18 protein-coding genes and 1 pseudogene are annotated in these 18,694 nt (G+C 70.9%); 11 read left to right on the forward strand and 8 right to left on the reverse strand.

Features of this window, described 5'->3' with window-relative positions; genetic code table 11:
• Positions 1-38 precede the first annotated feature (38 nt).
• Entirely contained in the window at positions 39-1,751 is a 1,713-nt protein-coding gene (locus ACTJLD_RS25160; RefSeq protein ID WP_060174875.1) for a lactate permease LctP family transporter, read from the forward strand.
• A gap of 111 nt (positions 1,752-1,862) precedes the next feature.
• On the opposite strand, the gene ACTJLD_RS25165 is transcribed toward ACTJLD_RS25160, so the two are convergent.
• The 5 genes from ACTJLD_RS25165 to ACTJLD_RS25185 form a co-directional block, all read right to left on the reverse strand.
• Positions 1,863-2,624, reverse strand: coding sequence for a M48 family metalloprotease (locus tag ACTJLD_RS25165; RefSeq protein ID WP_021160648.1), 762 nt, complete (start codon positions 2,622-2,624; stop codon positions 1,863-1,865).
• Between the two features lie 195 nt (positions 2,625-2,819).
• Entirely contained in the window at positions 2,820-3,602 is a 783-nt protein-coding gene (locus ACTJLD_RS25170) for a glycosyltransferase family 2 protein (RefSeq protein ID WP_134257273.1), read from the reverse strand.
• A gap of 125 nt (positions 3,603-3,727) precedes the next feature.
• Entirely contained in the window at positions 3,728-5,032 is a 1,305-nt protein-coding gene (locus ACTJLD_RS25175; RefSeq protein ID WP_440659863.1) for an endoribonuclease L-PSP, read from the reverse strand.
• 102 nt (positions 5,033-5,134) lie between these two features.
• Positions 5,135-5,851 carry a 3-oxoacyl-ACP reductase FabG gene (gene fabG / locus ACTJLD_RS25180; RefSeq protein ID WP_059699991.1) on the reverse strand — a complete coding sequence of 239 codons (717 nt, stop codon included), beginning with the start codon at positions 5,849-5,851 and terminating at the stop codon, positions 5,135-5,137.
• A 110-nt stretch (positions 5,852-5,961) separates the two neighbouring features.
• Positions 5,962-6,222, reverse strand: coding sequence for a phosphopantetheine-binding protein (locus ACTJLD_RS25185; protein WP_027789129.1), 261 nt, complete (start codon positions 6,220-6,222; stop codon positions 5,962-5,964).
• A gap of 570 nt (positions 6,223-6,792) precedes the next feature.
• On the opposite strand from ACTJLD_RS25185, the gene ACTJLD_RS25190 reads away from it, so the two are divergent.
• From ACTJLD_RS25190 to ACTJLD_RS25235, 10 genes are all read left to right on the forward strand, one after another.
• Positions 6,793-7,446 (forward strand): hypothetical protein, encoded by a 654-nt coding sequence (locus ACTJLD_RS25190; RefSeq protein WP_440659865.1) that lies wholly within the window; start codon positions 6,793-6,795, stop codon positions 7,444-7,446.
• A 64-nt stretch (positions 7,447-7,510) separates the two neighbouring features.
• A complete protein-coding gene (locus tag ACTJLD_RS25195) occupies positions 7,511-9,253 on the forward strand; it encodes an AMP-binding protein (protein WP_440659866.1) in 1,743 nt (580 codons plus the stop codon).
• Positions 9,250-10,233, forward strand: coding sequence for an LpxL/LpxP family acyltransferase (locus tag ACTJLD_RS25200; protein ID WP_060174872.1), 984 nt, complete (start codon positions 9,250-9,252; stop codon positions 10,231-10,233). The genes ACTJLD_RS25195 and ACTJLD_RS25200 overlap by 4 nt, the downstream gene beginning before the upstream one ends.
• Complete coding sequence (locus ACTJLD_RS25205; RefSeq protein WP_027789125.1) at positions 10,230-10,889, forward strand: outer membrane lipoprotein carrier protein LolA; 660 nt, start codon at positions 10,230-10,232, stop codon at positions 10,887-10,889. The genes ACTJLD_RS25200 and ACTJLD_RS25205 overlap by 4 nt, the downstream gene beginning before the upstream one ends.
• Complete coding sequence (locus ACTJLD_RS25210) at positions 10,889-13,372, forward strand: MMPL family transporter (RefSeq protein ID WP_440659868.1); 2,484 nt, start codon at positions 10,889-10,891, stop codon at positions 13,370-13,372. Before ACTJLD_RS25205 ends, ACTJLD_RS25210 begins: the two co-directional genes overlap by 1 nt.
• Entirely contained in the window at positions 13,369-14,262 is an 894-nt protein-coding gene (locus tag ACTJLD_RS25215; RefSeq protein ID WP_440659869.1) for a polysaccharide deacetylase family protein, read from the forward strand. Before ACTJLD_RS25210 ends, ACTJLD_RS25215 begins: the two co-directional genes overlap by 4 nt.
• Positions 14,263-14,325: 63 nt before the next feature.
• Positions 14,326-15,537, forward strand: coding sequence for a beta-ketoacyl-[acyl-carrier-protein] synthase family protein (locus ACTJLD_RS25220; RefSeq protein ID WP_060083120.1), 1,212 nt, complete (start codon positions 14,326-14,328; stop codon positions 15,535-15,537).
• Positions 15,538-15,545: 8 nt separating this feature from the next.
• Positions 15,546-16,361, forward strand: coding sequence for a beta-ketoacyl synthase chain length factor (locus tag ACTJLD_RS25225; RefSeq protein ID WP_440659870.1), 816 nt, complete (start codon positions 15,546-15,548; stop codon positions 16,359-16,361).
• Positions 16,361-16,864 carry a hotdog family protein gene (locus tag ACTJLD_RS25230; RefSeq protein ID WP_176099540.1) on the forward strand — a complete coding sequence of 168 codons (504 nt, stop codon included), beginning with the start codon at positions 16,361-16,363 and terminating at the stop codon, positions 16,862-16,864. Before ACTJLD_RS25225 ends, ACTJLD_RS25230 begins: the two co-directional genes overlap by 1 nt.
• Positions 16,848-17,195 carry a hypothetical protein gene (locus ACTJLD_RS25235; protein ID WP_049096912.1) on the forward strand — a complete coding sequence of 116 codons (348 nt, stop codon included), beginning with the start codon at positions 16,848-16,850 and terminating at the stop codon, positions 17,193-17,195. Before ACTJLD_RS25230 ends, ACTJLD_RS25235 begins: the two co-directional genes overlap by 17 nt.
• A gap of 99 nt (positions 17,196-17,294) precedes the next feature.
• Here ACTJLD_RS25235 and ACTJLD_RS25240 read toward each other — a convergent pair whose 3' ends face one another.
• The 3 genes and pseudogenes from ACTJLD_RS25240 to ACTJLD_RS25250 form a co-directional block, all read right to left on the reverse strand.
• On the reverse strand, positions 17,295-17,501 hold the full coding sequence (locus ACTJLD_RS25240; RefSeq protein WP_059699863.1) for a hypothetical protein: 207 nt from the start codon (positions 17,499-17,501) through the stop codon (positions 17,295-17,297).
• Positions 17,502-17,608: 107 nt separating this feature from the next.
• Positions 17,609-18,352 carry an acetoacetyl-CoA reductase gene (gene phbB / locus ACTJLD_RS25245; protein WP_027789117.1) on the reverse strand — a complete coding sequence of 248 codons (744 nt, stop codon included), beginning with the start codon at positions 18,350-18,352 and terminating at the stop codon, positions 17,609-17,611.
• A gap of 216 nt (positions 18,353-18,568) precedes the next feature.
• Positions 18,569-18,694 (reverse strand): annotated as a pseudogene (locus ACTJLD_RS25250) (acetyl-CoA C-acetyltransferase); the annotation flags it as partial.

An 18,694-nucleotide genomic window follows, 5' to 3' on the forward strand; every position in this document is an offset into this window, starting at 1 on the left:
TACCCATAGATAGACAGACACAGATGGAGGAGACACCCATGCAGGTTTGGCACCAGATCTATACGCCGCTCGGCAGCCTCGGGCTGTCGGCGTTCGTCGCCGCAATCCCGATCATTTTCTTTTTCGTCGCGCTGGCCGCGCTGCGGCTCAAGGGGCACGTCGCCGCGGCGATCACGCTGCTGCTGTCGCTCGGCGTCGCGATCCTCGCATACGGGATGCCCGTGCCGCAGGCGCTCGCGGCGGCCGGTTTCGGCTTCGCATACGGCCTGTGGCCGATCGCGTGGATCATCGTCGCGGCCGTGTTCCTGTACAAGATCGTCGTGAAGACCGGCCAGTTCGACATCATCCGCGCGTCCGTGCTGTCGATCACCGACGACCAGCGCCTGCAGATGCTGCTGATCGGCTTCTCGTTCGGCGCGTTCCTCGAAGGCGCGGCCGGCTTCGGCGCGCCCGTCGCGATCACGGCCGCGCTGCTCGTCGGGCTCGGCTTCAAGCCGCTGCACGCGGCTGGACTGTGTCTGATTGCAAACACCGCGCCGGTCGCGTTCGGTGCGATGGGGATCCCCATCATTGTCGCCGGACAGGTGACGGGCATCGATCCGTTCCATATCGGCGCGATGGCCGGCCGCCAGTTGCCGCTGCTGTCGCTCGCGGTGCCGTTCTGGCTCGTGTTCATGATGGACGGGCTGCGCGGCGTGCGGCAGACCTGGCCGGCCGCGCTCGTCGCGGGCGGCAGCTTCGCGGTGACGCAATACTTCACGTCGAACCACATCGGGCCCGAGCTGCCGGACATCACGTCGTCGCTCGTCAGCCTCGTCGCGCTCGCCGCGTTCCTGAAGGTCTGGCAGCCGCGCACCGCGAAGCAGACGGCCGGCAGCGTCGTCACGTCGGGCGGCGGCGCCGCGCTCGCGGGCTTCGGCGGCGCGGGCTCGCGCAACGGCTTCAGCGCGGGCACCAGCCGGCAGGCATCGCCGTACACGCTCGCGCAGACCGTGCGCGCATGGTCGCCGTTCCTGATCCTGACGGCCGTCGTCACCGTGTGGAGCATCGCGCCGTTCAAGGCGCTGTTCGCCGCCCACGGCGCGCTCGCGTCGACCGTGCTGAAATTCCACGTGGCGGGGCTCGACCAGCTCGTCGTGAAGACCGCACCGATCGCCGCGACGCCGAAGGCGCTCGACGCCGTGCTGAAGATCGATCTCGTGTCGGCGGTAGGCAGCGCGATCCTCGTGACCGCGCTGATCTCGATGGTGCTGCTGCGGATGAAGCCGCGCGACGCGCTCGTCACGTTCGGCGAGACGCTGAAGGAACTGACCCGCCCGATCCTGTCGATCGGCCTCGTGCTCGCATTCGCGTTCGTCGCGAACTATTCGGGGATGTCGTCGACGCTCGCGCTGATGCTGGCCGCGACCGGCGCCGCGTTCCCGTTCTTCTCGCCGTTCCTCGGCTGGCTCGGGGTGTTCCTGACGGGCTCGGACACATCGTCGAATGCGCTGTTCTGCTCGCTGCAGCAGGCCACGGCCCATCAGCTCGGCGTACCCGAGACGCTCGCGGTGGCCGCGAACACGACGGGCGGCGTGACCGCGAAGATGATCTCGCCGCAGTCGATCGCGGTGGCGTGCGCGGCGACCGGCCTCGTCGGCAAGGAGTCGGAGCTGTTCCGCTTCACCGTGCGCCACAGCCTGCTGTTCGCGGTGATCGTCGGGTTGATCACGCTCGTGCAGGCGTACGTGTTGCCGGGGATGGTGCCGTAAGCAAGCGGCCGGCCGTTTTCCGGTCCCCCGAAAAACAAAAACCCCACGCCGCGAAGCGTGGGGTTTTTGTTCATCCAGGGCGCCGGACGGAGCCGGCGCATCGGGCGGCGATCAGCTGCCCTTCGCGATGCGATCCTGGATGTGCTGCGCCCGGCTCGACGACGACGGGTGCGAGCTCATCATCGAGCTCTTGCCGCCATCGAGCTGCGCGAGCTTCTGGAATGCGGTGACGAGACCCTTCTGGTTCATGTTCTTCTGCTTCATCAGGTCGAACGAGTAATCGTCGGCCGCGCTTTCCTGCGTCTGCGAGAACTGCGCGTTGATGAACTTCTCGGTGATGTCGCCGAGCTGCGAGCTCGTCAGCGCCGCCACGCCCGGCGATGCCGCGCCGGCCGCGGTGCGCGCCGCGCTGACCGCGTAGGCCGTCTGCATCGCCTTCTTCGAGTGACCCAGCGCAACGTGGCCCATTTCATGGCCGATCACGCCGCGCAGCTCGTCGTCGTTCATCATGTCCATCAGGCCGCTGTACACGCGCACGCAGCCGTTGCCCATCGCCCACGCGTTGACGTCCTTGGTCATGTAGACCTTGTAGTTGATCTTCTGGCCGTTCAGCGTCATGTCGCCGAAGCCCTTCATCACTTTCGTCAGACGCTTCGAGTACGCGCTGTTCGCCGGCGCGACCTTCGATTCCGCATCGCTCGACTTGCACGAATCGTTCGACAGCGCGGCGATGTCGGCATCCGACAACGTCGCTGCCTTGTACAGGCTCGTCCCCGCCGACGTCAGGCTGTTCGCGTCAAGGCTCTGTACCCCGCCGCACGCGCTCAACAGAAACGCCACGCCACACGCTGCCACCGCTTTCTTGAGTTGCATCCCGGATCCCTCGATAGTTTTATTTGGGAGCGGCGATTTTGCATAATCCGGCAGAAAATTACCAGATGTTTACATCGGATGACACGTTCATTACTCAGCGAACTGGAATGAAGCGGTGCGCCGGCGCGGGATTGACGACAAAAAACGGGGCAATCGCCGCGACCGGGCGACGATCGGCATCGAAATCGGGTGTACTCAGGCCGTCTGATCGTGGCGTCGCGCCAGCCGCCGCGCGACCAGCATCGGCAGCCGCACCACGAAGCCGGTGAAAAGACGCAGGTGCATCCACGCGAGCAGCGCGTTGTCGCGGCCGTAGTGGAAGTGCGAGACGCCGCCCTCGTGACGGCCGAAGTAGCGCACCGGCGCGTCGATGCGGATCGGACGCACGCCGGCCCAGCACAGCCGCACGGCCGCCTCGGGATCGAAGTCGAAGCCGCGCATCCACGGCTGGCGGCGCATGATCGCGGCCAGCGGCGCGACCGGGTACACGCGAAACCCGTACAGCGAATCGCCGATTCCGGCCCACAGCGTCTCGAGGTCGGCCCATGCGTTCGACAGCCGGCGGCCCTGCACGCGCAACTGCGGCGCGCTCGCATCGAACTTCGGCACGCCCAGCACCATCGCGTCGGGTGCGGCCTGCGACGCGGCCATGAACGCGGGAATCAGGTCGGCCGGATGCTGGCCGTCCGAATCCATCGTCAACACATGCGTGAAGCCGCTCGCGGCTGCCGCGTCGAGCCCGGCGAGCACCGCCGCGCCCTTGCCGCGGTTCTCGGGCAGCACGATCACGCGCAACCCCGGGTCGCGTTCGGCCATGGCCTGCAGCCGTTCGGCGCTGCCGTCGGTGCTGCCGTCGACGACGACCCACACCGGATTCCACTGCGCTCGCGCATTGCGCACGGTCGTGTCGACCTTGGTGCCCGGGTTGTAGCTCGGAATCAGGACGAGATGGGTGGACGAGGCGTGCAGCTTGGACATGGAAACGGCCGATTGCGAAGACGGGGGTCCTGACAAAAGTGTATGACTTGCCGGCGAACGCCGGCAGGCTTCGTCGACGCCGCCCGAATGCGGAGCCGGTTGCCGGATCGTGAGGCTCTCGCGCTTCATGACAGCCACGCCTCCTCATGACCCGCGCTGGCCTCGATCTCGACCAGCAGGTCGTCGCGACACACGTCTGCATGGACGACGAGCGGCCGCACGCCGGGGCCGGCCGCGTCGCGCAGCACCTGCCCGATCGCGGCCAGCGCCGCGGCATCGCCGGCGTCGCGCACGTAGACGCGATAGCTCAGGTCGGCGAGCGTGAACGGGCCGTGCCCCTGGCGCGCGGCCTGCTCGAGCACGGCCGCGAGGTTCGCGACCGTCTCGCGCGTTTGCGCGACGACGTCACCGAGATGCACGGTGCGATGCCCGACGATGCTCGCGGTGCCCGACACGAACAGCACCGGCGCGCCATCGCCCGCCGGCCATGCGGCTGCGCGCGCGAACGTCGGTGCCCGCGGGCCGTACTGAGCCGGATAGTGATACGCGCTGACCTGGCGCGGGTTCTCGACCGGATCGGCCGGCGTGCGGCTCGCGAGGAAATGGATCGCGAGCGGCGCGGCCGGCGATGCATCGCCCGCGACCGGCACGACCGAACCGAGCGCGCACGCGGCCGGCACGCCGCCCGTCAGCGCGCGGCGGCACGCGTCGAACGCATGCTGGCGGCCGATATTGAACTGACGATAGCGCTCGATCCCGAACTGCATCGCATTGATCGCCGGCACCGTATTCCAGATGCGCAGCGGATGCGGCATGCCGAGCGAATCGAGCACGTCGAACAGCGCACGGTACGCATCGTGCGTCGCGCGTTCGAGCGGCGTGCCGCCTTCGCGATGCGCGTCGGGCGTGTCGCGCTCGTGCACGACGACGCTGCCGAACACGAGACCCGCCGTTTCGCTGTAGCGATAGTGCAGCGCGCCGTGTCGTTCGCTGCGCAGGTCGCGCGCATGGCATTGCCAGATTTCGCAGACGGCGTCGTCCGGCGCGATGCCGGCGCCGAGCAGCGCCATCGGCACCGGCGCGACCGGCAGGTCGGGCACGACTTCGGCCAGCATCCGCGCCGCCGCGTCCGCGTGCGAGCCGGTTCGGGATGCGCGCTGCAGCTCGCCCGCGCCGATGCACACCGCGCCCAGTGCGCCGGGCAACACGTGGTCGAATCCGTCGCCACGGCCGCGTGCATCGTGCAGCAACGCGGCGAGCCCGGCATGGCTCATCCGGACGAGCCGCAGCGCGCGGCCCTCGTCGTGCGCGAGCGGCACGCCCGGTCGCGATGCGGCCGGCCCGGCCGCCGCCTGCCCGCGCGCGAACGGCGCAGCGGAGGACGACAGGGAACACGGGCGCCGTTCGGCGTCGACTGGATGCACGGACACTTCGATTTCCTCACTATGCGGCGCTGGCCGCGCAACCTCGCGGCATACGCTGCGTTGCGTCATGCCGCGTTGCATTACGTCACGTCGACGCCGCGCGCTTCGTCATGCGAGCCCGCCGTTGACGGACAGCACCTGCCCCGTCACATAGGCCGCGGCGTCGGACACCAGGTACGCGACCATCGCCGCGACTTCGTCGGGCCGGCCCGCGCGCTGCGCGGGCACGAGCTGCTTGATGCGTTCGACGGGAAACGCCTGTTCGGCCATCGGCGATTCGATGATGCCGGGCGCGACCGCGTTCACGGTGATGCCGCGCGACGCGAGCTCCAGCGACAGCGACTTCGTCGCGCCGATCAGCCCCGCCTTCGCGGCCGCGTAGTTGACCTGCCCGCGATTGCCGGTCACGCCGGCCACCGACGCGATGTTGACGATCCGTCCGCGCCGCGTGCGGATCATCGGCAGCAACAACGGCTGCGTGACGTTGAAGAAGCCGTTGAGCGTCACGTCGATCACGCTGTGCCACTGCCGGCGCGACATGCCGGCCATCGGCGCATCGTCGTGAATGCCCGCGTTGTTGACGAGGATCTGCACCGGCGCATCGTCGGCCAGCGGCGCCAGCGCGGCGAGCGTCGCATCGGCGTCGGTCACGTCGAACGCGATCGCGCGCGCGGTGCCGCCGGCCGCGACGATCTGCTGCGCGACCGCTTCCGCCTGCGCGAGATGGCGGTTCGCATGCACCCACACTTCATGGCCGGCCTGCGCGAGCGCCGTGCAGATCGCCTGCCCGAGTGCGCCGCTGCCGCCCGTCACGAGCGCCCGCATCGAATTGCTCCGTTCATCGCGTTTCACCTCGATCGACGCGGCCGCGTATCGTCTGCCGATCGCGGCCGCGTGCCGTCCTCATCTGCGCGCCGCGCCCGTGCGCGACGCCGTCACTTCGTGCGGTGCGCGGCGACGTACGCAGCCAGTGCACCGAGCGTCGCGAAGATCTTCTGGTTGTCCGGATTGTCCGAACGCAGCTCGAAGCCGAATTTCTTCGAGATCAGCAGCGCGATTTCCAGGATGTCGATGGAGTCGAGCCCGAAACCCTCGCCGTACAGCGGGGTGTCGGCCGTCACTGTTTCGAGCGGGACGTCTTCGAGATTCAGTTCGCCGATGATCAGCGTGGCGAGCTCTTGTTCCAGTGCGTTCATCATGCGTGCGGGCAGGCGGCCCGTGGCAGCGGAAGGCGCCCGGAAACGGCAATCGCCATGCACGCCCGGCGCGTGCGAATCTCCGTCCCTCCGGCGTCTGCCGGCTTCCCCGCCTGCGTTTTTTGGGGATCGTTTGTAAAAGTTACGCGGATTCTAGACGAACGGGTATCGGGCCGTATACCGCCAATGGTTACAGACTGGCGGGCCGGCGCCGCGCCCCGTTGCCGGACCCGAATGCACCAGATGCTTGAGCCGCTTTGGATGGAAATGGACCGACCCCGCGAAACCGTTCGTCCGGCGCCATACAATCGGTTACAAAACCCGTTCGCGCCCGCTCCGAACACGCGGTGCCGCGGCCCTAAAATGAGCGTGCCCGACCACCGGCCCGGACCCGTCCCGGCCGCCTTTCATCTGATGTTTGACGGCCCGACCCTCGCGTCCGGCCACGATCCGCCCGATGTCGCCAGTCATGCCGCGCCCGTCCTTCCGCTCCGTTCCGGTTCGCCCGTCCGCCCGCCGCCGCCCGGCCGCCGGTGACGGGTACCTGCGCCGTGCGCGCGGAGGCCGCCGATGAGCCGGCTGCTGCCTGTCGCACGCGGCATCGCCGCGGTCGTCGCCGTCGCGGCATATCAGGCCGGCGCGCACTACGCGGCCGCGACGCCCGGCGCGCACGGCCTCGGCCTCGCGATGGCGCTCGTGCCGCCGCTGCTGCTCGCGCTGGGCGCGGCGCTGCGCTCGCCGCATCGCATCGGGTTCGTGTCCGCATGGCTGCTTGCCGCCGCCGCGCCGTGGGCCGCGCGCGTGCCGCTCGCCCGGCACTTCGAATGGGGCCTGTACCTGGAACACGCGAGTTTCAACCTCGCGATGGCGCTGCTGTTCGGCCGTACGCTCGCGGCCGGCAAGGTGCCGCTGTGCACGCATTTCGCGACGATGATCCACGGCGCGATCACGCCGGCCGTCGCGCACTACACGCGGCAGATCACGCTCGCGTGGACGCTGTTCTTCGTCGCGATCGCCGCCGTGTCGACGCTGCTGTTCGCGACCGCGCCGATCGTCACGTGGTCGACGTTCGCGAACTACCTGTCGCTGCCGCTCGTCGCCGTGATGTTCGCGGCCGAGCATGCGTGCCGACGCTTCGCCCTGCCGCACGAACCGCGGCCGCGCATGGTCGACGCGGTGCGCGCGTATCGCGCGACGACACACGCGTCGCAGGCATCACGATGAATTCACGGCCGGCGCGGCGCCGCAACGCGGCCGCGCCGGCCTTCGCTCCTGTTTCGACCGATCTATGCCGACTCACCCGCTGGTTTTCCATTCGTCGCCCGACCAGACGATCGCCTGGCGCGACGGCGCGCCCGTCACCGTGCGCACGTTCGTCGCCGACGTCGCGCGCGTGGCCGCCGCGCTGCCCGCCGGCGCGCACGTGTTCAACGTGTGCCGCGACCGCTACCGCTTCGCGGTCAGCCTGTGCGCCGCGCTCGTTGCCGGCAAGGTCAGCCTGCTGCCGTCGACGCATACGCCGGAAATGGTCCGCCAGCTCGCGTCGTTCGCGCCCGACGCGTTCTGCCTGCACGACGCGCCCGACTGCACGATCGACCTGCCGCGCTTCGCGTATCCCGATGCCGCCCCCGGCGCGCTCGCGGACGATGCGCCGTTCGCCGTGCCGCAGATCGATGCGGCGCGGATCATGGCCTACGTGTTCACGTCCGGCTCGACCGGCGCGCCGGTGCCGCACCGCAAGACCTGGGGCTTCCTGGTCGGCTGCGTGCGCGCGGCGGCCGACCGCCTCGGGCTGCTCGACGGCCGCGCGGCCACGCTGATCGGCACGGTGCCCGCGCAGCACATGTACGGCTTCGAGTCGACGGTGCTGCTCGCGCTGATCGGCGGCCTCGCGTTCAGCAACCGCCAGCCGTTCTACCCGGTCGACATTCGCGACGAACTCGACGCGATCCCGCAACCGCGCGTGCTCGTCACGTCGCCGATCCACCTGCGTGCGCTGCTCGCGGCCGGCCATGCGCTGCCGCGCGCGGCGCTCGTGCTGTCGGCCACCGCGCCGCTGTCGGAAAAGCTCGCGTGCGAAGCCGAGGCCGCGCTCGACGCGCCGCTCGTCGAGATCTACGGCAGCACCGAGACCGGCCAGATCGCCACCCGCCGCACGTCGCAGGGCGCGGCATGGGAACTGTTCCCGGACATCCGCCTCGACGCGCGCGCCGAACCGGACGACGACGACAGCGGCCCGACCGTGTGGGTGTCGGGCGGACATGTGGAGGCACCCGTGCCGATGGGCGATGCACTCGAACTGCTCGGCGACGGCCGGTTCCTGCTGCACGGCCGCAAGGCCGACCTCGTCAACATCGCCGGCAAGCGCACGTCGCTCGCGTACCTGAACCATCAGCTCAACGCGATTCCGCAGGTGCTCGACGGCGTATTCTTCATGCCCGACGAAGCCGCGGCGGCACACGACGACACCCGCCTCGAGCCGGTTACGCGCCTCGTCGCGCTCGTCGTCGCGCCGACGCTTACGGCAGCCGGTCTGCAGCGCGCGCTGCGCGAGCGGATCGATCCCGCGTTCATGCCGCGCCCGCTCGTGTTCGTCGACGCGCTGCCGCGCAACGAAACCGGCAAGCTGCCGCGCGACGTACTCGCCGCACTCGTTGCGCAACATGCGCGCCCCGCGGCCGTGCCCGTGCCCGTGCCCGATCCGGCCGGCACGCCCGCACTCGGGTTCACGATCCCCGCCGATCACCCGGCACTGCCCGGCCACTTCCCCGGCCATCCGGTCGTGCCGGGCGTCGTGCTGCTCGATCACGCGATCCATGCGCTCGGCACCGCGCTGAACCGCCCGCTGCACGCGTGGCGGCTCGGGTCCGCGAAATTCCTGAGCCCGGTCGTGCCCGGCGAGCCGCTCGATCTCGCGTACGACGCCGCGGCCGGCGGTGCGATCCGCTTCACGCTGCGCGCCGGGGCGCGCGACGTCGCGAGCGGCGTGCTGTCCGCGCCGCCGGCCGGGCAGGACGGTGCGCAGCCATGAAGCGCACCGCGTGGGCCGAACGCCAGGAGCGCAGCAATGCGGGCTTGCTGCGCGCGATGACGTGGATCTCGCTGCGCTTCGGCCGGCAGCGCGCGCGCGTCGTGCTGCACCTGATCGCGACGTATTTCGTGCTGTTTTCGCCGGTCGCGTGCGCGGCGTCGCGCGACTACCTGCGCCGCGTGCTCGGCCGCCCCGCGCGCTGGCGCGACGTGTACCGGCACGTGTTCACGTTCGCGGCGACGATCCACGACCGCATCTACCTGATGAACGGGCGCTTCGACCTGTTCGACATCCGGCTGCACGGCGAGACGCTGGTAGACGAAGCGCTCGCGGGCGGACGCGGCGCGTTCCTGATGGGCGCGCATCTCGGCAGCTTCGAGGTCGTGCGCGCGATCGGCCGCACGCACCCGGACCTGCGCGTCGTCGTGACGATGTACGAGAAGAACGCACGCAAGATCAACGCGACGCTCGCCGCGGTGAATCCCGCCGCGCAGCCGGAAGTGATTCCGCTCGGGCAAGTCGACTCGATGCTGAAGGTGCGCGAGCGCCTCGACGCGAACTGCATGGTCGGCATGCTCGCCGACCGCACGCTGCTCGACGACGCGGCCGCGTCGCTGCGGCGGCTGCCGCTGCTCGGCGCGCCGGCCGCGTTCCCGCTCGGGCCGCTCTACATGGCCGCGATGCTGCGACGGCCGGTGATCTTCATGACGGGCCTCTATCGCGACGGCAACCGCTACGACGTGCACTTCGAGACGCTCGCCGATTTCTCCGACGTGCGGCGCGACGCGCGCGCGGCGGCGGTCGACGCGGCACTCGCGCGCTACGTCGCGCTGCTCGACAGGTACTGTCGCTCGGCACCGTACAACTGGTTCAACTATTTCGACTTCTGGCACGGCGGCGATCCCGCGACCGCGGTCGCGCGCGGCGACGCCGCGTGCGCCGGTGCCGGCCTGTCCGCCACGAGGGATTCCGACGCATGACCGCCGTTCGCCGCCTGCCCACGCTCACGCCCGCCCTGCGTCGCGCCGTCCGCACGCTGGCCGCCGCCATCGCCGTCGCCGCAAGCACCGCCGCGATCGCGCTGGCCGCCGCGCCCGCGCGGGCGGCCGACGCGGCGCCGGCGTGGACCCTCGACCGGCTGATGTCGACGCTCGCGCAGCACAAGTCGGGGCGTGCGACGTTCACCGAGACGAAGTACCTGTCGATCGCGACGCAGCCGGTCGAATCGTCCGGCGAACTCGTGTTCGTCGCGCCGGACCATCTCGAGAAGCACACGCTGAGCCCGAAGCCCGAACACCTCGTCGTCGACGGCGACATGCTCACCGTCGAGCGCAACAGCCGCAAGTACACGCTCGCGCTCGCGCGCTATCCGGAACTCGGCGCGTTCATCGACAGCATCCGCGCGACGCTCGCCGGCAACCGCTTCGCGCTCGAACAGGTCTACAAGGTCGCACTCGCCGGGCGCGGCGACGACTGGACGCTGACGCTCACGCCGCTCGACTCGCGGATGCTGAAGGTCGTCAGCACGATCACGCTCGACGGTACGCGCGACCTGTTGCGCAGCGTCGCGATCCGGCAGGCCGACGGCGACCGTTCGGTGATGCGCCTGCAACCCGTTCCGGCGAACCCGAACTGATGGACGAACGCACCCGGCCCCCGTCTTCGCCGGTCGCCCGCCGCCTGCACGCGCTGCGGCAGCGCGCGGTGCTCGTGTGGCTGCTCGCGCTCGTCGCGTGCGGCATCGCGATCGGGCGCGCGCACTTCACGGCCGACCTGTCCGCGTTCCTGCCGAGTTCGCCGAGCGCCGGGCAGCGCGTGCTCGTCGACCAGTTGCGCGACGGCATCGTGTCGCGGCTGATCCTCGTCGCGATCGAAGGCGGCGATGCAGCCACGCGCGCCGCGCTGTCGCGCCGCGTGGCCGGCACGCTGCGCGCCGATCCGCAGTTCGCGGCGGTTCACAACGGCGAAGCCGCGAACGACGCGCGCGACCGGCAGTTCATCTTCGATCACCGCTACCTGCTGAGCCCGGCCGTCACGCCGCAGCGCTTCAGCGCCGACGGCCTGCACCAGGCGCTCGGCGACAGCCTCGACCTGCTGAGCTCGTCGGCCGGCCTCGTGGCCAAGGCGCTGCTGCCGCGCGACCCGACCGGCGAAGTCGCCGCGCTCGTCGACCAGCTCGACGGCGCGGCGGAACCGGCGAGCCGCGACGGCGTGTGGGCGTCGCGCGACGGCACCCGCGCGGTACTCGTCGTGCAGACGGCCGCCGCCGGTTCCGATACCGACGCCCAGGCCCGCGCGATCGACGCGGTGCGCCGCGCGTTCGCCGCCGCAAAGCAGGCCTCGAAGCAGGCCATGCCGAACGCCGCCGCCGCCACGCTCGCGATGACGGGCCCCGGCGTGTTCTCGGTCGACACGCGCGACACGATCCGGCACGACGTCGAACGGCTGTCGACGGCGAGCGTCGTGCTGATCGTCGCGTTGCTGCTGACGCTGTACCGTTCGCCGCGCACGCTCGCGCTCGGCTTGCTGCCGGTGCTGACGGGCGTCGCGGCGGGAATCGCGGCGGTCAGCGTCGCGTTCGGCACCGTCCACGGGCTGACGCTCGGTTTCGGTACGACGCTGATCGGCGAAGCCGTCGACTATTCGATCTACCTGTTCGTGCAATCGGCGCAGGCCGGCACACGCGGCGCGGCGCGCCCGGCCGACGCGACGCGCGCCTGGGTCGCCGCGTACTGGCCGACGATCCGGCTCGGCGTGCTGACGTCCGTGTGCGGTTTCGCGTCGATGCTGTTCTCCGGGTTCCCCGGCCTCGTGCAGCTCGGGCTGTATTCGATCGTCGGGCTGACGGCCGCCGCGCTCGTCACGCGCTTCGTGCTGCCGCACCTGCGCGGCGAGCATGTCGCGATCCGCGACGTGTCGCGCATCGGCGCCGTGCTCGCGCGCGCGGCCGACGCCGCGCCGCGGCTGCGCTGGCCGCTCGCCATGCTGGTGATCGCCGCGGGCGCGACGCTCGTGCTGCATCGCGACGGCCTGTGGAGCCGCGAACTCGCCGCGCTGAGCCCCGTGCCCGCGCAAGCGCAGGCGCTCGACGCACGGCTGCGCGCCGATGTCGGCGCGCCCGACGTGCGCTACCTCGTCGTGATTGCCGCGCCGACCGAACAGGCCGCGCTCGAACGCGCGGAACGGGTCGCCGCGCAGTTGCAGCCGCTCGTCGACCGGGGCGCGCTCGCGGGTTTCGAAACCCCCGCGCGCTTCCTGCCGAGCGACGCCGCGCAGCGCGCGCGCCTCGCGAGCCTGCCGGATGCCGATGTGCTCGCCGCGCGGATGCGCGACGCCGTCGCGAACCAGCCGATCGCGGTCAGGCCCGACCTGTTCGCGCCGTTCATCGCCGACGTCGAAGCCGCGCGCCACGCGCGGCTGCTGACGCGCGCGGACCTGCGCGGCACGTCGATGGCGCTCGCCGTCGATGCGCTGCTGACCGAACGCGACGGCCGCTGGAGCGCGATGCTGCCGCTGCGCGCGCCGGACGCCGCCCGCACCGCGCAACCGGCATCGAGTCTCGATGCGACACCGATCCGCGCGGCCGTCGCGCGCGCGGGCGTGCCCGATGCGCTGTTCGTCGACATGAAAGCCGAAGCCGATCGCCTGTACGTGAGCTACGTGCACGAGGACATCCGGCTGTCGCTCGCGGGTTTCGCCGCGATCGCCGTGCTGCTGCTGATCGCACTGCGCTCGCCGCGCCGTGTCGTATGCGCACTCGCCCCGCTCGTCGCGGCCGTGCTGGTCGTGACGGCCGGCTTCGCGCTCGCCGGCGTGCCGCTGACGATCCTGCACCTCGTCGGGATGCTGCTGATCGTCGCGGTCGGCTCGAACTACGCGCTGTTCTTCTGCAAGCGCGACGACGCGCAGCCCGTCACGCCCCACACGCTCGTATCGCTGCTGATCGCGAACCTCGCGACGGTCGCCGGCTTCGGGCTGCTGGCGCTGTCGCGCGTGCCGCTGCTCGAAACCTTCGGGCTGACCGTCGGCCCGGGCGCGATGCTCGCGCTCGCGTTCGCGGCGATCCTCGCGCCGCGCGCGGCCGCGGCCGGCAACCGCCATCAAGGAAGCCGCGCATGAATGCACCGTCGTCCGTTCCGCACCGACAGCCCGGCGATGCGCGCCGCTGGCAGCCCACGCCGCTGATCGCGGGCACCGCCGCGCTGCACGCGGGCGCGGCAGCCGCCGTCGTCGCGCAGCCGGCCGTGTGGCCGTGGGCGGTCGGCGGCGTGGTCGCGTCGCATCTCGCGCTGACCGCCGCCGGCCTGTGGCCGCGCAGCGCACTGCTCGGGCCGAACTGGACGCGCCTGCCGCCCGGCGCCGGCCGCCGCATCGCATTGACGATCGACGACGGCCCGGACCCCGACGTCACGCCGCGCGTGCTCGACCTGCTCGACCGTTACGACGCGCGCGCGACGTTCTTCTGCATCGGCGATCTCGCGCGCCGTCATCCGCGCTGGATCGAGGCGATCGTCGCGCGCGGTCACGCGATCGAGAACCACAGCCAGCGGCACCGGCATACGTTCTCGCTGTCGGGGCCCGCCGCGTTGCGGCGCGAGATCGCCGCCGCGCAACGGACGCTGACCGAGATCGCCGGTACGCGCCCGCTGTTCTTCCGCGCGCCGGCCGGCCTGCGCAATCCGTTCCTCGAACCGGTGCTGTGCGAGCTCGGCCTGCAGCTGGCGAGCTGGACGCGGCGCGGTTTCGACACGCGCGCGCACGATGCCGCGACCGTCACGCGCCGCCTGCTGCACGGTCTCGCGCCGCGCGACATCCTGCTCGTGCACGACGGCCACGCGGCGCGCGACGCGCGCGGCGAACCGGTCGTGCTCGACGTGCTGCAAACGGTGCTGCGCGCGGCCGCCGACGCGCAGCTGCACTGGGTCACGCTGCGCGCGGCGCTCGCGCCCGAACCGCCGGCCGGGCCACGCGAGCCGGCCGGTTCGGCCCCCCCGTTTGATAAAATCTGACCTCGAGCGGCGCGCCTGCCAGCCCTGCTGCGGCGCCCGTTCCGGCCACCGGATGCGACCCTCGTGAAACCTCTCCTGCTCTCGCACTTCACCGCCACCAGCTGCATCGGCCGCGGCCTCGACGCGACCCTCGATGCACTGCGCCACGCGCGCGGCGGGCTCACGCCCTGCGACTTCGAGCGTGCGGATCTCGACACGTGGATCGGCGCGGTGGACGGCGTCGATGCGCAGCCCGTGCGCGCCGACCTCGCCGACTTCGAGTGCCGCAACAACCGCCTCGCGCAGCTCGGCCTCATGCAGGACGGCTTCGACGCACGCGTCGCGGCGGCCGTCGCGCGCCATGGCGCGGCGCGCGTCGGCGTGTTCGTCGGCACGAGCACGGCCGGCATCCTCGAGACCGAGCATGCATACCAGCGCCGCGATCCGGCGAGCGGCGCACTGCCCGCCGACTTCCGCTACGCCCACACGCACAACCCGTATTCGCCGGCCGCGTTCGTGCGCGCGTTTTTCGCGCTGCGCGGGCCGGCGATGGCGATCTCGTCCGCATGCTCGTCCGGCGCGAAAGTGTTCGGCTCCGCGCGCCGCATGATCGAGGCGGGATTGATCGATGCGGCCGTCGTCGGCGGCGTCGATTCGCTGTGCCTGACGACGCTGTACGGCTTCAATTCGCTCGAACTGCTGTCGCGCCGGCCGTGCCGTCCGTTCGACGTCGCGCGCGACGGCATCTCGATCGGCGAGGCCGCCGCGTTCGCGCTCGTCGAACGCGTGCCCGACCCGCCCGCCCCGCTCGACGCCGATGCGATCCTGCTGCTCGGCATCGGCGAATCGAGCGACGCGCATCACATGTCGTCGCCGCATCCGGAGGGGCTCGGCGCGCGCGTCGCCATCGAGCAGGCGCTTGCATCCGCCGGCCTCGGCGCGAACGACATCGACTACGTGAACCTGCACGGCACCGCGACGCCGAGCAACGACGCGGCCGAAAGCCGCGCGATCGGCGCGCTGTTCGCCGGCACGCCGTGCAGCTCGACGAAGGGCGCGACCGGCCATACGCTCGGCGCGGCGGGCGCGCTCGAGGCGGTCGTCGCCGCGCTCGCGCTGCGCGAACAGTTCGTGCCGGCCGGCGTCAACACGACGCAGCCCGACCCGACACTCGTCGCCGACTACGTGCTCGCGAGCCGCGATGCGCGCGTGCGCGCCGTCCTCTCCAATTCGTTCGGCTTCGGCGGCACGAATTGCAGCCTGATCCTCGGCCGCGCCGACCACGTACGCCGTTGAGGCCCGCCATGACACTGACCGCCTTCATCGAAAGCATCGGCCTCGTCGGCCCGGGATTGAATGGCTGGCCGCACGCGGCCGACGTGCTCGCGGGCCGCGCGCCGTATGCGCCCGCCCGCACCGAGCTGCCGCCGCCGGCCGGCCTGCCGTCGGCCGAGCGGCGCCGCACGGGCCCCGTCGTGCGCACGGCGCTCGCGGCCGGCCACGAAGCGGTGGCCGCGAGCGCACGCGACGCCACGACGCTCGCGACCGTGTTCAGCGCGTCGGGCGGCGACGGCCAGAACTGCCACGCGATCTGCGAAACCCTCGCCGGCGACGATCGCCAGTTGTCGCCGACCCGCTTCCACAACTCCGTGCACAACGCGCCGGCCGGCTACTGGAGCATCGCGACCCGCGCGATGGCGACGTCGAACGTGCTGTGCGCGCACGACGGCAGCTTTGCCGCCGGGCTGCTCGAGAGCCTGTGCCAGGTCGTCGTCGATCGCGTGCCCACGCTGCTGATCGCGTACGACACCGACTATCCGGAACCGCTGCGCGCGGTGCGGCCGATCGACGATGCGTTCGGCGTCGCGCTCGTGCTCGCGCCGGACGCGAGCGAACACGCGCTCGCCCGCATCGACGTGCAACTCACCGACACCCCCGCCACGACGCTCGCGCACGCCGGGCTCGACGCGCTGCGCGCCGGCAATCCGGCCGCGCGCGTGCTGCCGCTGCTCGAGGCGCTCGCCGCGCGGCGTTCGACACGCGTCGTGCTCGACTACCTGGCCGATACACGCGTGCAGGTCGATGTCGCGATGCCGGATACGTTCGCGGAGCGTGCGTGATGACCGCGACGATCCCGCTCGCGCCGCCGCTCGACCACGCGTGGATCGCCGCGCACATTCCGCACGACGGCGCGATGTGCGTGCTCGATACGGTCGATGCGTGGGATGCCGCCCGCATCCGCTGCACCGCGACGAGCCACCGCGATCCGCACAACCCGCTGCGCGCGCACGGCCGGCTCGCCTCCGTCTGCGGCATCGAATACGCGGCGCAGGCGATGGCCGTGCACGGCGCGTTGCTCGGTGCGCACGAAGCGCGCCCGCGCGTCGGTTATCTGGCGAGCGTGCGCAACGTCGACGCGTTCGTCGACCGGCTCGACACGTTCGCGCAGCCGCTCGTCGTCGAAGCGGAACGCGTGAGCGGCGACGACCGCTCGGTGCTGTACGGCTTCGCGCTGCGCTGCGGCGAGCGCGTGCTGCTGTCCGGCCGCGCCGCGGTGATGCTCGACGCATCGGCGGCCGGCGTGTTTCGCCCGGCGCCCGCCGGCGATGCGAATCCTCGCTGAAGAGGCTTGTTCAACGGAAGGAAACCAGGTCGTGAAAGTTCGTCAGTTCATTGGTACCGCGCTCGTTCTGGCGCTGATCAGCCCGATCGCGCACGCGGACATGTCGGAAGTGAAGCAGGACATCAAGCGCGATTCGAAGGAAGCCGCGCACAAGACCGGCGAGGCGGCCCGCAGCTTCGGCCACGCGACCGCGAGTGCGGCGAAGGCGGTCGGGCACGGCGTCGCGCATGCGTCGCGCGAAGGGTGGGACGCCACCAAGCGCACGACGAAGCGGATCTTCCACAAGAACGGCTCCGGCGAGTCGGGTGGAAAGAGCGAAAAGAGCGATTGAGCGATTGACGACGGGCATCGCGCGCACCGCCTTGCGGCATGCACGCGATGCGTGGCCGCGCGTCGACGGTGACGCATGACTGCCGCCATGCCGCTGCCGTCAACGCGCGCCGCGCATGCGGCGTGCCGGCCTGGCCCGCACGCGCGCGAAACACTTGCCGTAAGCGACGAGCCAGCAATCGCGATGATCGAAGTTCCGCAGCAGCCGCGCGCGGCGCCGCTCGAGCCAGAAGAGCGAGATCGCCATCGCCAGCGCGACGGCCAGTGCCGCGCAGCCGATCGCGAGTCCCATCCAGGTGTCGCTCATGCCTTCTCCGGAATGCGGGGCCGCACCGGCACACCTGTGCCGCTGCGGCACTGGAACCAGCGGAACACGGCCCGGCACGGGCTGTACGCCGTCCGGGCCGCCGTGCGTCAGTGCATGTGCTGGCCGCCGTTGATCGCGATGTTGGAGCCCGTCACGAAGCCGGCCTCCTCCGAGCACAGGTAAGCGACCAGCGCCGCGACTTCCTCGGGCTTGCCGAGCCGGCCCGCCGGAATCTGCGGGAGGATCTTCGAGTCGAGGATGTCCTGCGGGATCGCCGTGACCATCTTCGTCGCGAGGTAGCCCGGCGACACGGTGTTCACCGTCACGCCCTTGCGCGCGATCTCGAGCGCGAGCGATTTCGTGAAGCCGTGCATGCCGGCCTTCGCGGCCGCGTAGTTGGTCTGGCCGACCGAACCCTTCGAGCCGTTCACCGACGAGATGTTGACGATACGGCCCCAGCCGCGCTCGACCATGCTTTCGCAGACCGGCTTCGTCATGTTGAACACGGAATCGAGGTTCGTGCGGATCACCGCGTCCCAGTTGACCTTGTCGAGCTTGCGCAGCGTCATGTCGCGCGTGATGCCCGCGTTGTTCACGAGAATGTCGACCGGGCCGACGTCCCGGGCGATCTTCTCGATGCATTGCTGGCACGAATCGTGGTCGGCCACGTCCACCGGATACGCGAGGAACTCGCGGCCAGCCGCATGCATCTCGGTCAGCCAGCGGTCCGCGCCGGTGTTGCTCGGCGAATACGTGACGACTACCCGGTGGCCCGCGTCGTTCAACCTGATGCTGACCGCTTCGCCGAGGCCGCCCATTCCACCAGTCACAACTGCAATTCGCTTAGTCATCCTGTAAATTACCGACAAAAAAGTAATCGATGAAAGCGGGGCGACGGCATCGCACATGCTGCCGCCCCACCGCTTCGATGCGCAGCCGCCCGCGTCGCGGGCACGGCACGCACCGGCACCTCGCGCTTGTTGTTGGCCACTTGTCGTGCGCGAAAACCGCTTCACCCGCGTGCGGCGCTCACCGGCGCCGCAGCGGGACGAATCGTCAGGCCCCGCTCAGGCCCGCTCGACCGCGAGCGCAACGCCCATCCCGCCGCCGATGCACAGCGACGCCAGCCCGCGCTTCGCGTCGCGCTTGGCCATCTCGTGCAGCAGCGTCACCAGGATCCGGCAGCCCGACGC

Source organism: Burkholderia sp. 22088, assembly GCF_052045915.1.
Lineage (GTDB): Bacteria > Pseudomonadota > Gammaproteobacteria > Burkholderiales > Burkholderiaceae > Burkholderia > Burkholderia cepacia.